At 72.6% G+C, this 13,421-nt stretch carries 13 protein-coding genes; 11 read left to right on the top strand and 2 right to left on the bottom strand.

Annotated elements, in window-relative coordinates:
• From ABD143_RS31100 to ABD143_RS31090, 3 genes are all read left to right on the top strand, one after another.
• Entirely contained in the window at positions 1–333 is a 333-nt protein-coding gene (locus tag ABD143_RS31100) for a hypothetical protein (protein WP_343985092.1), read from the top strand.
• Positions 275–634: an LppA family lipoprotein gene (locus ABD143_RS31095; RefSeq protein WP_343985825.1), complete on the top strand. Its 360-nt coding sequence runs from the start codon at positions 275–277 to the stop codon at positions 632–634. Before ABD143_RS31100 ends, ABD143_RS31095 begins: the two co-directional genes overlap by 59 nt.
• A gap of 66 nt (positions 635–700) precedes the next feature.
• Entirely contained in the window at positions 701–2,110 is a 1,410-nt protein-coding gene (locus tag ABD143_RS31090; protein ID WP_343985091.1) for a class II fumarate hydratase, read from the top strand.
• Here ABD143_RS31090 and ABD143_RS31085 read toward each other — a convergent pair whose 3' ends face one another.
• Positions 2,111–2,335: a hypothetical protein gene (locus tag ABD143_RS31085; RefSeq protein ID WP_343985089.1), complete on the bottom strand. Its 225-nt coding sequence runs from the start codon at positions 2,333–2,335 to the stop codon at positions 2,111–2,113. It lies immediately after the preceding gene.
• Positions 2,336–2,669: 334 nt separating this feature from the next.
• On the opposite strand from ABD143_RS31085, the gene ABD143_RS31080 reads away from it, so the two are divergent.
• The 6 genes from ABD143_RS31080 to ABD143_RS31055 all read left to right on the top strand — a co-directional run bounded on the left by ABD143_RS31080 (position 2,670) and on the right by ABD143_RS31055 (position 8,734).
• Positions 2,670–3,863, top strand: a complete 1,194-nt coding sequence (locus ABD143_RS31080) for an EAL domain-containing protein (RefSeq protein WP_343985087.1) — start codon at positions 2,670–2,672, stop codon at positions 3,861–3,863.
• Positions 3,864–4,084: 221 nt separating this feature from the next.
• Positions 4,085–5,221 (top strand): ABC transporter substrate-binding protein, encoded by a 1,137-nt coding sequence (locus ABD143_RS31075; RefSeq protein WP_343985085.1) that lies wholly within the window; start codon positions 4,085–4,087, stop codon positions 5,219–5,221.
• Positions 5,218–6,120, top strand: coding sequence for an ABC transporter permease (locus ABD143_RS31070; protein ID WP_343985083.1), 903 nt, complete (start codon positions 5,218–5,220; stop codon positions 6,118–6,120). Before ABD143_RS31075 ends, ABD143_RS31070 begins: the two co-directional genes overlap by 4 nt.
• Entirely contained in the window at positions 6,117–6,902 is a 786-nt protein-coding gene (locus tag ABD143_RS31065; protein WP_343985081.1) for an ABC transporter permease, read from the top strand. Before ABD143_RS31070 ends, ABD143_RS31065 begins: the two co-directional genes overlap by 4 nt.
• The gene (locus ABD143_RS31060) at positions 6,899–7,891 is read left to right on the top strand and encodes an ABC transporter ATP-binding protein (protein WP_343985079.1); all 993 of its coding nucleotides are present in this window, start codon (positions 6,899–6,901) and stop codon (positions 7,889–7,891) included. Before ABD143_RS31065 ends, ABD143_RS31060 begins: the two co-directional genes overlap by 4 nt.
• 201 nt (positions 7,892–8,092) lie before the next feature.
• Complete coding sequence (locus ABD143_RS31055) at positions 8,093–8,734, top strand: HAD family hydrolase (RefSeq protein WP_343985077.1); 642 nt, start codon at positions 8,093–8,095, stop codon at positions 8,732–8,734.
• On the opposite strand, the gene ABD143_RS31050 is transcribed toward ABD143_RS31055, so the two are convergent.
• Positions 8,731–10,188, bottom strand: coding sequence for a gluzincin family metallopeptidase (locus ABD143_RS31050; protein ID WP_343985075.1), 1,458 nt, complete (start codon positions 10,186–10,188; stop codon positions 8,731–8,733). The two genes, ABD143_RS31055 and ABD143_RS31050, sit on opposite strands and share 4 nt — an antisense overlap.
• Before the next feature lie 133 nt (positions 10,189–10,321).
• Between ABD143_RS31050 and ABD143_RS31045 the strand changes: the two genes are divergently transcribed.
• Together ABD143_RS31045 and ABD143_RS31040 are read left to right on the top strand one after the other, a co-directional pair.
• Positions 10,322–11,830: an ATP-dependent DNA ligase gene (locus tag ABD143_RS31045; protein WP_343985073.1), complete on the top strand. Its 1,509-nt coding sequence runs from the start codon at positions 10,322–10,324 to the stop codon at positions 11,828–11,830.
• Positions 11,831–11,898: 68 nt separating this feature from the next.
• Positions 11,899–13,350 carry a GuaB1 family IMP dehydrogenase-related protein gene (locus ABD143_RS31040; protein WP_343985071.1) on the top strand — a complete coding sequence of 484 codons (1,452 nt, stop codon included), beginning with the start codon at positions 11,899–11,901 and terminating at the stop codon, positions 13,348–13,350.
• Positions 13,351–13,421: the final 71 nt, after the last annotated feature.

Raw genomic sequence — 13,421 nt, 5'->3', positions numbered from 1 at the left:
ATGCGCTACAGCGCAGGGGGACTCGACAGCGGGGCCGCAGGGCACCTGGACGTCGCGGACGCGGCGGATCGCGCCGTCACGGCGCTGTCCCAGGTGGCGGTGACGGCCGGCGCGTTCGGCACCGTCGCGACCGCGGCCGCGTTCGGGGCGGCGTTGGACAGCGCACGGCTCGGCCACTCCCGGCGGATGGCCGCCGAGGTGGCCGCGCGCTCCGACCTGGCACTGCGCGTCTCGGGGGCGGCCGGCATGGGCCGCGCGCCGGTGCACTCGACCTCTGCGAAGGCCGCGGCGGCGCGGCCTGGCGCCATCGTCGAGGGCATCGCCGGCCGGTGAGCTTCACGATCGGCGACGTCAGCAGAAGCGCACCACGCTGACCTGGCTGCGGCCCGGCGGCATCCCCGACGAGCTGTGGCCGCGCACGGTACAGGTGCTTGGCGAGGTGTCCGCCCGGTACGGGTTCGGGCCCCAACAGTCGGTGGTGGACCTGCCCGGGCGGCACGACGTCGGCGCCTTCGGGCCGTACGGGGCGTACTACAACCTGGCCACCGAGGCCAACGCCGCGATGTACGCGACCACCGGCTGCCACCCGACCGCAGCCGCGAAGGCCACCGCCACCTCTGCTCCCGCGGGGTGACCCGGGCGCCCGTGCCGTCGCCCACTCCCCGCTGCGCACCGGTGGCGGGCGGACGACACTGAGCGAATGGCGATCGGGGACGAGGCCGGCTTTCGCATTGAGCACGACACGATGGGCGAGGTCAGGGTGCCGGCCGACGCGCTGTGGCGAGCGCAGACCCAGCGTGCAGTGGAGAACTTCCCAATCTCCGGCCGCGGCCTGGAGCGGGCCCAGATCCGCGCGCTCGGCCTGGTGAAGGGCGCAGCCGCGCGCGTCAACAAGGAGATCGGCGTGCTCCCGGCCGAGCTGGCCGACGCGATCGCCGCGGCGGCCGACGAGGTGGCCGCCGGGCTGCACGACGACCACTTCCCCGTCGACGTCTTCCAGACCGGCTCCGGCACCAGCTCCAACATGAACGCCAACGAGGTGATCGCCTCGGTCGCCTCCCGCGCCGGTGTGGACGTGCACCCGAACGACCACGTCAACGCGTCGCAGTCGTCCAACGACGTGTTCCCGACGACCATCCACCTCGCCGCCACCGAGGCCCTCGCCACCGAGGTCGTGCCCGCGCTGGAGCACCTCGCAGGCGCGTTGCGCCGCCGCGCGGAGGACTGGGCCGAGGTCGTCAAGGCCGGGCGCACGCACCTCATGGACGCCGTGCCGATCACGCTCGGCCAGGAGGCAGGCGGCTGGGCCACGCAGGTGGAATACGGCGCCAACCGCGTCCGCGACGTGCTCCCCAGGCTGGCGCAGCTCCCGATTGGCGGAACGGCCGTCGGCACCGGGCTGAACGCTCCGGAGGGCTTCGCCTGGCGGGTCGTCGAGAAGCTGCGCGCCGCCACGGAGCTGTTCGAGCTCACCGAGGCAGAGGACCACATCGAGGCGCAGGGGGCCCGCGACGGCCTGGTGGAGGCCTCCGGCGCGCTGCGAACCGTGGCCGTCTCCCTCTTCAAGGTGGCCAACGACATCCGCTGGCTCGGCTCCGGCCCGCGCACCGGCCTGGCCGAGCTGCGCCTGCCCGACCTGCAGCCGGGCAGTTCGATCATGCCCGGCAAGGTCAACCCGGTGATCTGCGAGGCCACGATGATGGTGGCCGCGCAGGTGATCGGCAACGACGCCACCGTCGCGTTCTCGGGCACGCAGGGCAACCTCGAGCTGAACGTGATGATGCCTGTGATGGCGCGCAACGTGCTGGAGTCCGCGCGCCTGCTCGCCAACGCGTCCCGGCTGCTCGCCGACAAGGTCGTGGCGGGCGCCGAGGCCGACACCGAACGCGCCCGCGAGTTCGCCGAGTCCTCCCCGGCGATCGTCACGCCGCTCAACCGCTACCTCGGCTACGAGGAGGCGGCCTCGATCGCGAAGCAGTCGCTGAAGGAGCGCAAGACCATCCGCGACGTCGTGCTCGAGCGCGGGCACGTGGACAGCGGCAAGCTCACCCTGGAGCAACTCGACGCGGCCCTCGACGTGCTCTCGATGGCGCGGGGCACCAAGTCCTGATCAGGTGGGCAGATCCAGCGCCACGCGGGCGATCAGCGCGGATGCCTGCTCGCCCTGGAATGCGACGTCCCAGAATGCCTCGAACGGACGTGCGTAGAGCGCAACGTCGTCGGACGAGCGGATGGCCAGTTCGGCGTTGATCGCCTCCACGAGCACGAGTCGGTCGTCGTAGAGCACGAAGCTGTGCACCAAAACGGTCGGCAGGTCGACGGACCAGGGCAGCACGGCGAGTGCCGGAGCAGCAGTGGCGCCGGCGCCGCGCCACGCGGCAGCAGGCGATCGGCCTGCGCGACGAGTGGGCCCACTGGCGGGCAGCCAGGCGGTCAGCCGGGGCGACCGCATCGAGGAGGCTGCCCGCTTCCTGATGAGCGAACTGGCGGTGGTCGAGCGGTTGCTCCACCCGGAGTTACCAATCACGACGCGAAGTAGTTGTATCCGGGCATACCACCTCCGATCAGCGGTAATCCCGCTCACCGACCGTGATGATTCATCCGGCGTTCATCTCGCCGTTGGGCCGACCGTGGTTGCATTCCGTCGGACCGGGAGGGGAGGCCATGCGATGAGTGACTACGGCCGGTTCGCGTTCGAACCTCTGCTGAACCTCGCCAACGGCCGCCCGGTCGGCCTGGAGGTCGTGCGCTGCCAGGCCCGCGACCAGGTGGCGGTCGTGTCCCGCAACACCGTGTGGGGCACGCGGCAGCTGGCGGAGTTCGACTCCGGGGTCGCGATCGCCTCGGTGCTGCACGGCACCGGTTATGACGTCACCGTGCCGCTGCACATCGACGTACTTGCCGACACCGTGGTCGCGGCCCGGCGCCGCATCGGGCAGCTGCGGGCGTCGCTGCGCAACCGGGAGGCGGGCCACCCGACGCCGCCGATGCTGCTGGAGATCAACCCCGCGCTGTCGGCCGCGCCGCCGGACGCGCTTGCTGAGGGTGTCGCGGAGCTGCGGGCCGACGGGTTCGGCATCGGCTTCGACTCCGCCTGCCGGGGTTTCGGCCTCGACCTGATCGCCGAGATCGAGCCCGACCTGGTCAAGATCGAACCTGGGCTGGTGGCGCGGCTGCCACAGGACCCACGGGCCCGCACGGTTGTGCACGCGCTGCTGGAGGTGTGCCGGGCGGTCGGGGTGCGGGTCGCGGCCGTCGGGGTGAGCACACCTGACCAGCTCACCGCCGTACGCGACCACGGCATCACATGGGCGCAGGGACCGCTGCTCGCCGAGCAGCGCCGCCGTCCGTCCACCGCCGGCATCCTGCTGCCGGTGGACCTGCTGCCACTGGCCCGCCCGGTCGCCCGTACGGACGCCACCACTGTCCAGCCGGTTGTGCCCGACCTGCCGCGGCCATCGGTCGGCGACCTGGCTCAGGCCGCGGTGAGCCTCCCCGAGGACGTCACGGCGGAGAGCGTGCGGCAGGCCCTCGCCGACCACCCGCAGGCTGGGAGCGTCGTGCTGCTCGACGCGCACGGGCGCCCGACCGGCTTCCTCGACCGCAACCGCTTCATGCTCGCGATCTCCGGCCCGTTCGGGCGGGCGCTCTACGCGAACCGCCCGGCGAGGACGCTCGCGGAGGCACCGCGGACCGTCCCGATGACGGCCGACGTGCGCGCCGCTCTGCAGTTCTGCCTATCCAGCGACCGCGACCGCAGCTACGACGACCTCGTACTGCTCGACGGCGACCACGTGTGCGCCGGGATCGTGCGGGTGACGGACCTGCTGCAGGAGGCGACGGGCAACCCCTCCGCCGCGTGAAAGACCCCCCCACGAAGTCCAAGCCACATTCAGGAACGCAGATGACCTGAATATGGCTTTCCTGAACCCCCCGTCAAGATCGTCCGGTCCGTACCCTGTCGTGACCGGACCGAGTCCGCGGGTCCATCAATCAGACCCGAGTGAGACATGTCGTGGTCAGTTCAACAATGCAGGCTGCATCGTCTCGGTCGGGGGATCAGAAAGATCAACAGAGGAGCACCATGACCGCACGCCGCGTCCTCGTGGCCGCAACCGTCGCCACACTGGCGCTCGGCGCGGCCGGTTGCGTGAGCTCGGGCGGAGGAACCGCCCCGGCCGCCGCCAACGGGACCGACTGGAGTACGACCACGTCCGCAGGGGCCGCAGGCGGCCTCGACGCGCTCGTCACCGCCGCCAAGGCCGAAGGCCAGCTGAACGTCATCGCGCTGCCGCCCGACTGGGCCAACTACGGCGCGATCATCTCGACGTTCCAGCAGAAGTACGGGATCACCGTCAACTCGGCCAACCCGGAAGGCTCCAGCCAGGACGAGATCAACGCCGTCCGCCAGCTCGGCACGCAGGACCGCGCGCCGGACGTGCTCGACCTCGGGCAGTCCTTCGCGACCGGCAATGCCGACCTGTTCGCCCCCTACCAGGTGCAGACCTGGGACTCGATCCCCGACGGGAACAAGGACGCCGGCGGCGCATGGGTGAACGACTACGGCGGCTTCATGTCCATCGGCTGCAACGCGAGCCTCGTGCCCGTCTGCCCGACGACGTTCGCCGACCTCGCGAAGCCCGAGTACGCGGGCAAGGTCGCGCTCAACGGCGACCCGACGCAGGCTGCGGCGGCCTTCGCGGGCGTGTGGGCCGCGGCGCTGGCCAACGGCGGGTCGCTCGACAACATCGGGCCCGGCGTGCAGTTCTTCGGGAACCTCAAGAAGGGCGGCAACCTGCTCACGGTCGACCCGACGCCCGCCACGATCGAGAGCGGGCAGACCCCGATCGTCCTCGACTGGGACTACCTCAACGTCGCACAGGCCGACAAGGTGAAGGCGTCGTTCGAGTGGAAGGTCGCCGTCCCGTCGGACGGGCTGTTCGCGCAGTACTACACGCAGGCGATCAACAAGAACGCACCGCACCCGGCCGCCGCCCGCCTCTGGCAGGAGTTCCTCTACTCCGACGAGGGCCAGAACCTGTGGCTCGCCGGTAAGGCCCGCCCGGTCCGGCTCACGGACATGACCCAGGCCGGCACCGCCGACCCCGCCCTCGAGGCGGCGCTGCCGCCCGTGAGCGGGGAGCCGAAGTACCCGACGCAGGCACAGACCGACGCCGCGCAGCGGGTGGTCGCCGAGGGCTGGGCAGCCGCCACCGCATGAGCGACCTTCTCGAGGCGCCCGCCGCGCCCCCGGACCGGGTGCGACCCACCCGGTCCTGGGGTGCGGCGCTGGGCCTGCTGCCCTTCGTCGGCTACCTGCTGGTGTTCCTCGGCGGGCCGCTGTACTTCGTGATCAGCGGCGCGCTGTCGGACCCGGACGGGCGCCCGACCCTGGCAAACCTCGTCGCGTCGGTGAGCGCCCCGCAGTACCGGGCGGCGTTCCTGTCGAGTGTGCTGCTCTCGGCCGTGACGGCGGTGATCGGCGCCGTGTTCGGGGCGTTCCTCGCCCAGGCCGTGCTCACCGCGCGGCCGGACAGCCCACTGCGCCGGATCGTGTCGACGGCGTCCGGCGTGCTCGCGTACTTCGGCGGCGTGCCGCTCGCGTTCGCGTTCATCGCCGCGCTCGGGCAGACCGGGCTCGCAACGGTGTTCCTGCGCAGCGTCGGCGTCGACCTCTACGCGAGCGGGTTCCGGATCGACTCGCTCACCGGGCTCGGGCTCACCTACGTCTACTTCCAGGTGCCTCTCATGGTCATCCTGATCACGCCCGCCCTCGAAGGCCTGCTGCCGCAGTGGCGCGAGGCGGCGGAGAACCTCGGGGCGTCCGCGTGGTCGTACTGGCGGCACGTGGCGCTGCCGGTGCTCGCGCCGGCCCTCGGCGGGGCCACGCTCGTGCTCTTCGGCAACGCCTTTGCCGCGTACGCCACGGCGCTCGCGCTCACCAGCGGGTCGATCCCGCTGCTGCCGACGGCGATCGCGTCGGCGCTGTCCGGCAACGTCCTCGCCGACCAGCAGAACGTCGGCCTCGCACTCGGGTTCGACATGGTGGTGGTCATCGCTGTGGTGATGGTCGGGTACCTGGTGCTGCAGCGGCGCGCGGCTCGTTGGAGCGCACGGTGAGGGGGCGGCGCTGGCGGGTGGTCGTGCTTACGCTGGCCGCCCTCTACTTCCTGGTGCCGCTGCTGTCGGCGGCCGAGTTCAGCCTCCGCACGCCCGGCGGCGGCTACGGGTTCGGCAACTACCTCGCGATCGTCCGCGACGAGGTGCTGTTCACGTCGCTGCTGACGTCACTGCAGATCGCCGTGTTCACCGCGGTGTTGGTGCTCGCGCTTGTGGTGCCGACGGCGGTATGGGTCCGGCTGCGGTTCCCGGCAGTGGCCGGGCTGCTGGAGAGCGCCACGATCCTGCCGATCGTCGTGCCGCCCGTCGTCATGGCGGCGGGCATCGCGTTCGTGCAGGCCAACCTGGGCGGACCGGTGTTCCGCACGCTGTTCGCGTCGTCGACCACGGCACTGACGCCGTTCTACGTGGTGCTCGCGCTGCCGTTCGCGTACCGGGCGGTGGACAACGGCCTCGCCGCGATCCCGCTGCGCACGCTCGTGGAGGCGGCCCGCAACCTGGGCGCGAGCACGGCGACCGCCCTCGTCCGTGTGGTGCTGCCGACGATCCGCAGCGCCGTGCTGGGCGCGGCGTTCCTGACGCTCGCGCTCGTGCTGGGTGAGATCGTGATCGCCCGCATCCTGCTCTACACCGACACGTTCCCCATCGCCGTCGTCGAGGTGGGGCGCAGCGCGGCGGGCGTCTCCGTGGCGCTGTCGCTCGCGAGCCTGCTGTTCACCTGGGTGCTGCTCATGGCGGTGTCGTTCGCCGGCGGCCGTCGTTCGAGGAAGGCGAGTTCATGACGCGCACAGCCGAGGCGCCCGTCGGGACCGGGCGTGGGGTGGCCGTCGAGTTCAGGGCGCTGCGGCGCAGCTACGGCGCCACGCACGCGCTCGACGGGCTCGACCTCGCGCTGCGGCCAGGAGAGCTGCTGGCGCTGCTCGGGCCGTCGGGCTGTGGGAAGACCACGGCGCTGCGGCTGCTCGCCGGCTTCGACTCCCCGACGTCGGGGCAGGTGCTGATCGGCGACCGCGACGTCACCGGGGTGCCTGCCGCCAAACGCGACACGGGCATGGTGTTCCAGGCCTACAGCCTCTTCCCCACCATGACGGCCGCCGAGAACGTCGCGTTCGGGCTGCGGATGCGCCGCGTCGGGGCTGCCGAGCGGACCCGCCGGGCCGCCGAGCTGCTGGAGGTCGTCGGCCTCGGCAACCGGGCGGGCTCCTACCCGCACGAGATGTCGGGCGGGCAGCAGCAGCGGGTAGCGCTGGCCCGCGCGCTGGCCGTCTCGCCGTCGGTGCTGCTGCTCGACGAGCCGCTCTCGGCGCTCGACGCCCGGGTGCGGGTGCAGCTGCGCGACGAGATCCGGCGCGTGCAGCTCGCGGAGGGCATCACCACGCTGTTCGTCACGCACGACCAGGCGGAGGCACTCGCCGTCGCCGACCGGGTGGCGGTGCTCAACGCCGGGAAGCTGGAGCAGGTCGGCACCCCGCAGGAGGTCTACGGGAGCCCGGCCACGGACTTCGTCGCGGAGTTCGTGGGCACGACCAACCACGTGCCCGCGGCGGACGGGCGCATCACGCCGGGCGCACCGACCCTGCAGGTGCGGCCCGAAGGCCTGGCCGTCGGCACACCGGACGGGCTGGCAGCCACGGTGCTGACCAGCACGTTCCTGGGCCCGGTCACCAGGCTCGTGCTGACGACGGAGGTGGGCGAGCTGGTGGTGGACGCGACGAGCAGGCCCGGCCTGCCCGGCATCGGCGACACGACGACGGTGGCGCTCACCCAGTAACAACTCGCGCGCACAAGATCCTCACTGCGACTCGCGTACACCCAGACCCCGACTCGCGGGAACACCCCGCGAGTCGGGGTGTGAGTGCGCGCGAGTCGGGGTGTGAGTGCGCGCGAGTCGGGGTGTGAGTGCGCGCGAGTCGGGGTGTGAGTGCGCGCGAGTCGGTTCCCACGGGTCGCCGGCGGCAGTAGCGTGCCCGCCATGGTTCGTGTGGTGCTCCTCGATCTCGGCGGCACCCTCGTGGGACCGCAGGGGCCGTTCCCGCACGTCACGGACGCCCTCGCTGCGCTCGACCAGCTCGACGGCGCGACCGGCGAACCCCTGGATACCGCACTGGTGTCCGACTTCCCGGCTGCGGTGCCGCCCACCCCAGAGGGGGTGCGGGAGCGCTTCGCGGAGTACCTCGCGCTCCTCGACGGCTTCGGGCTGCGCGGCTCCTTCGAACCCGTCGAGCGGCGGGTCACGCTCTCCACCCACGCCGGCGTGCGGAAGCCCGACCGGCGCGTCTACGAACTCGCGCTCCATAGGCTCGGCACCGACGCCACGCTCGCCGACTGCCTCGTGATCACCGAGGACCCCGCCCACGTCGCCGCGTGCCGGGCGCTCGGCATGCGGGCGCTGCAGTTCGGGGCCGACTTCGACGACTGGTCGCAGGTGCCCGCGCTGGTCCGCCGGCTCGTCGACCCGGCGGACCGCGAGGGGGCCGTGTTCGAGCGGTCGCTGCGCGAGCACGGCCAGCTGGCTCCCGAAGGCGTGCCCCTGCCCCCCGGCGCAACCCACGAGGTCGAGCGCGACGAGGACGGCGAGGCCGTCATCAAACGCACGCGGTTCAGCGCGTATTAGCAGGAGAACCCCACTCGCCGCAGCTCGCGCGTGCCCTCATCGCGCTGCCCCACCACGTGCGTCGGACCCCGGGGGCTCTCCTGGTCGAACGCGAGCTGGTCGTTCGCGATCAGCACCCGGACGAACTGCTGGGTCTCCTCGGTCGCCACGTCCTGCCGCGGCGCATGCAGCAGGGCGGCCGAGTGCCCGGACTCGCCGACGAGCGCCGGCACGTTCGTCGGGCAGACCACCCCCGCCAGGCGCGGGTCGACGTCGTCGAGCGCCACGTCCACGTGGAAGCTCACCTTCGCCACCGAGGTGCTGTCCACCTGCACCATGCTGACGTCCACGGGCGCGCTACCGGTGCCGAGCCTGCGGCGCAGGTCGTCGATGGTCGCGTCCTGCACATCCGCGACGGCCGTGGACCGGTTGAACTGCGGGGCGTCGCCTGCGAGCGCGAGCTCCGGCGTGAGAAGCGCGCTCGCTCCCAACGCGATGCCGTGGCGGGTGAAGGCCCTGCTCACCAGCCTGCCCATCTCCTCGCTCTGCGTGCCCGCCGCCAGCGCCATCTGGCGCCCCACTGCCCGGAAGAAGCGCGGCACCTCCGGCGCGTTGGCGAACCCGGACCAGGCCAGGCGCGCGGCGATGCGTGTGGCTTCCCACAGGCCGTTCTCCGTCTGCTCCTGCTCCCGGTACAGCGCCCTGAGCACGTCGTAGAAGCAGCCGGTGAGGATGCGGGCGATGCTGTGCACCTCGGCGATCATGTCGTCCGGGCCGCCGTGCCGGGACATCGTCTCCGGCAGCTGCCACGAGAAGGTGTTCAGCGCCCGCCGCGGCTTCGACGCCGGGTGCGTGGCTCCGATGAACAGCCGGACGCCGTCGGAGAGGTCCTCCGCCGTCGCCTCCACGAAATGGGCGGTGCCCAGGTCAGGCACGAAGTCCAGCAGGTCCTGCCGCGTCGACCTGTCGGCGAGCGCCGTCACGAGCGCCGTGATGTCGCCGAACGCTTCGTGTGCCCCGCCGACCTCCAGGAAGCTCGTGTCCCACAGATCGGGCCGCAACGCGTCCAGGAGGGCGTGCCCGGTCTCGTGCGCCACGACGTCCGTGCTGGCTCCCGAGAACACCGTCCGGCCGTTTCCGCTGCGGTGGAAGAAGGAGAGGCTCGCGCGGTCGTAGAACGCGTTGAGGTCGGTGCCCGCGTCGGGCACGACCACGAGGGTGCTCGGGTCGTCGAGCGCGGCCGCCCAGGTGGTGATCTGGGTGTCGAGCGCCTCCTCCCACGCCTCGACGGCCAGGATCGCGGCCTGGCGGGCCTGCCACCGGAGGAAGCCCGGAGTGCCCACCGGGTAGACCGCCTCCGGTTCGTTACCTGTGACGAGGAAGCCCGCCAGCTCGGGCTTCCGGTCGGGCCGCGCGGCGACTTCGCGGGGCTGGTGAATTGGGGCGAGCGGGTCGTTGGAGATGAAGTTGATCATTGGTGCTCCCTCGGATGCCCTGGATCACAGCGGCCTCGGTCGCGGACGTCGGTAGGAGCACCGAGGTCACCGGCTGATACGCCCGGGAACCGCCATCGCGGCCGATGTCGGTGCGCGCTGCCAGGATGGGTCCGTGCTGCTCGCCGACGTCGTCTCCACCTCCGCCGCAGTCGGGGCCACCCGTTCCCGCACGGCGAAGTCGGCCGCGCTCGCCGCCCTACTCCGCAGCGCCGGGGGCGAGGAGATCGAGCCGGCCACAGCGTGGCTGGCAGGCGAGCCGCGGCAGAGCCGGCTCGGCACCGGCTGGCGCACCCTCTCCCAGCTCGACGCGCCCCCGGCGGTCGAGCCGACCCTGGAGGTCGCGGCGGTCGAGGCCGCCCTCGACGCGCTGGCCGCCACCACGGGCGCGGGGTCCGCGGCCCGGCGCGCCACGCTGCTCGGCGAGCTGTTCGGCGCCGCCACCGCCGACGAGCAGGCGTTCCTGCGACGGCTGCTCACCGGCGAGCTGCGCCAGGGCGCGCTCGAGGGTGTGATGCTGGAGGCCGTCGCAGCGGCCGCCGAAGTGCCGGCCGCGGCTGTCCGGCGGGCGTTCATGTTGTCCGGCCAGCTCCCGGCCACCGCGCGGCTGGCGCTCACCGAAGGCGTCGAGGGCCTCGACGCAGTGCGCCTCCAGGTGGGCAGGCCGGTCCGGCCGATGCTCGCGTCACCCGCCGACACACTCGACTCCGCGCTCGCCGAGCTGGCTCCCGAGGCGAGCGTCGAGTTCAAGCTCGACGGCGCCCGCATCCAGGTCCACCGCGACGGCGACGGCGTGCGCGTCTGGACGCGCACGCTCCGCGAGATCACCCCCAGCGTCCCGGAGCTCGTCGAGCTGGTGCGCGGCCTGCCGTGCCGGTCCGTGGTGCTCGACGGCGAGACGCTCGCGCTGCGCGACGACGGCAGGCCGCGCCCGTTCCAGGAGACGATGAGCCGGTTCGGCGCTGCTGCAGGCGAGCTGCTGCTCCAGCCGTTCTTCTTCGACTGCCTGCACCTCGACGGCGCCGACCTCCTCGACGAGCCGCTGCACGTCCGGCTTGACGCACTGGAGAAGGTAGCGGGCGCCCACCGGATGCCCGGCGCGCTGCGGCCGAGTCCGGAGGAGGCCGTCGAGCTGCTGGAACGCGCGCTGGACGCGGGCCACGAGGGGGTGATGGTCAAGTCGCTGGACGCCCCGTACGCAGCCGGGCGCCGGGGCCGCGCATGGCAGAAGGTCAAACCGGTGCACACGCTCGACCTCGTCGTGCTCGGCGCCGAGTGGGGCTACGGCCGCCGCACCGGCACCCTCTCCAACATCCACCTCGGCGCCCGCGACCCCGACGGCGGCGAGCCGATCATGGTGGGCAAGACGTTCAAGGGCATGACCGACGAGCTGCTCGCGTGGCAGACCAGCACCTTCCCCGCGCTCGCCAGAGAGGAGACGGGCCAGGCGGTGCTGCTACGGCCCGAGCTCGTCGTCGAGATCGAGCTGGACGGCGCGCAGCGCAGCCCGCGCTACCCGGGTGGCGTCGCGCTGCGGTTCGCCCGGGTGCTGCGCTACCGCCCGGACAAGACTCCCGCCGAGGCCGACACGATCGACGCGGTGCGGGCGCTGCTGCGCGAGTGAGAGCCCGCGTGTGAGCTGCTCGGTCGCGCCCTGACGGCGGGCGCCCCGGCGCGTACTCTTGTCGTCTCGTGCGCTTCCTCGACGGGCAGGACCCGAGGTCCGACATCCACGCCGACCTCACCTACGACGACGTGTTCCTCGTCCCCGGCCGGTCCTCGGTGACCTCCCGGTTCGACGTCGACCTGACCACCGCCGACGGCTCGGGTGCCACCATCCCGGTCATCGCGGCCAACATGACTGCCGTGGCCGGGCGGCGGATGGCCGAGACCCTCGCCCGGCGCGGTGCCCTCACCGTGCTGCCGCAGGACGTCGCCCCCGAGGCAGTGGCCGAGATCGTCGGATGGATCAAGTCGCGGCACCCCGTCTGGGACACCCCGCTGATGCTCACCCCCGCCGACGCGGTGGCCGACGCGCTCAACCTGCTGTCCAAGCGTGCACACGGCGCGGTTGTCGTGGTCGACGAGGACGGCAAGCCGGTCGGCACGGTCGACGAGGCCGCGTGTACCGGCGTGGACCGCTTCACGCGGCTCGGCGACGTGCTCGACCCGGCCCCGCTGACGATGCCGCTGGACACACCGCCTCGGCACGTGTTCGAGGCGCTCGGCGGCCGCCGCGTGGCCCTCGGCCTCGACGCCGACGGCCGCCTCGCCGGGTTGCTCACCGGCCTCGGCGCGGTGCGGGCGGAGATCTACTCCCCCACGCTCGACGCGGCGGGCCGGCTCCGCACCGCGGCCGCCATCGGCGTCAACGGCGACGTGGGTGTCAAGGCGAAGGCGCTGCTCGCCGGGGGCGTGGACGTGCTGGTCGTCGACACCGCGCACGGCCACCAGGACAAGATGCTCGATGCGCTGCGCGCCGCGCGGGAGGTCGTCACCAACGCGGGTTCGCGGGTGCCGATCGTGGCGGGCAACGTGGTCACGGCCGAAGGGGTGCGCGACCTCGCCGCCGCGGGCGCCGACATCATCAAGGTGGGCGTCGGGCCAGGCGCCATGTGCACGACCCGCATGATGACCGGGGTCGGCCGCCCGCAGTTCTCCGCTGTGCTGGAATGCGCGGCCGCCGGCCGGGACCACGGCGTCCGCGTCTGGGCCGACGGCGGAGTGCGCCACCCGCGCGACGCCGCGCTCGCGGTCGCGGCGGGCGCCTCGGCCGTCATGATCGGTTCCTGGCTCGCAGGGACCTACGAGTCGCCGGGCGACCTGCTGCGCGACGAGAACGGGCAGCCGTACAAGGAGTCGTTCGGGATGGCCTCCAAGCGCGCGGTCTCCGCGCGCACGAGGGGCGACGGCGGGTTCGAGCGTGCCCGCAAGGCGCTGTTCGAGGAGGGCATCTCCAGTTCGCGCCAGCACCTCGACCCGGCCCGGCCCGGCGTGGAGGACGTGCTCGACGCCATCTGCTCCGGCGTCCGGTCGGCGTGCACGTACGCGGGCGCGCGCACCCTGGACGAACTGCACGAGCGCGCGACCGTGGGCGTCCAGACGATGGCGGGCTTCACGGAGGGCACCCCGCACGGCCTGTAGGTCCCGGACTTACAGCAAAGCCACTTTCACGCAACGTGGCTGCATGAAAGTGGCTTTGCTGCAAGGGGGTT

The organism is Pseudonocardia aurantiaca (assembly GCF_039526725.1).
In the GTDB taxonomy this organism is placed as follows: domain Bacteria; phylum Actinomycetota; class Actinomycetes; order Mycobacteriales; family Pseudonocardiaceae; genus Pseudonocardia; species Pseudonocardia aurantiaca.
This window is presented reverse-complemented; position numbering and strand designations above follow the sequence as displayed.

Excerpts from the sequence above, each read along its gene's own strand:
- ABD143_RS31100 (WP_343985092.1), top strand. The coding sequence starts at position 1 with ATGCGCTACAGCGCAGGGGGACTCGACAGCGGGGCCGCAGGGCACCTG.
- ABD143_RS31090 (WP_343985091.1), top strand. The coding sequence starts at position 701 with ATGGCGATCGGGGACGAGGCCGGCTTTCGCATTGAGCACGACACGATG.
- ABD143_RS31080 (WP_343985087.1), top strand. The coding sequence starts at position 2,670 with ATGAGTGACTACGGCCGGTTCGCGTTCGAACCTCTGCTGAACCTCGCC.
- ABD143_RS31075 (WP_343985085.1), top strand. The coding sequence starts at position 4,085 with ATGACCGCACGCCGCGTCCTCGTGGCCGCAACCGTCGCCACACTGGCG.
- ABD143_RS31070 (WP_343985083.1), top strand. The coding sequence starts at position 5,218 with ATGAGCGACCTTCTCGAGGCGCCCGCCGCGCCCCCGGACCGGGTGCGA.
- ABD143_RS31060 (WP_343985079.1), top strand. The coding sequence starts at position 6,899 with ATGACGCGCACAGCCGAGGCGCCCGTCGGGACCGGGCGTGGGGTGGCC.
- ABD143_RS31055 (WP_343985077.1), top strand. The coding sequence starts at position 8,093 with ATGGTTCGTGTGGTGCTCCTCGATCTCGGCGGCACCCTCGTGGGACCG.
- ABD143_RS31050 (WP_343985075.1), bottom strand. The coding sequence starts at position 10,188 with ATGATCAACTTCATCTCCAACGACCCGCTCGCCCCAATTCACCAGCCC.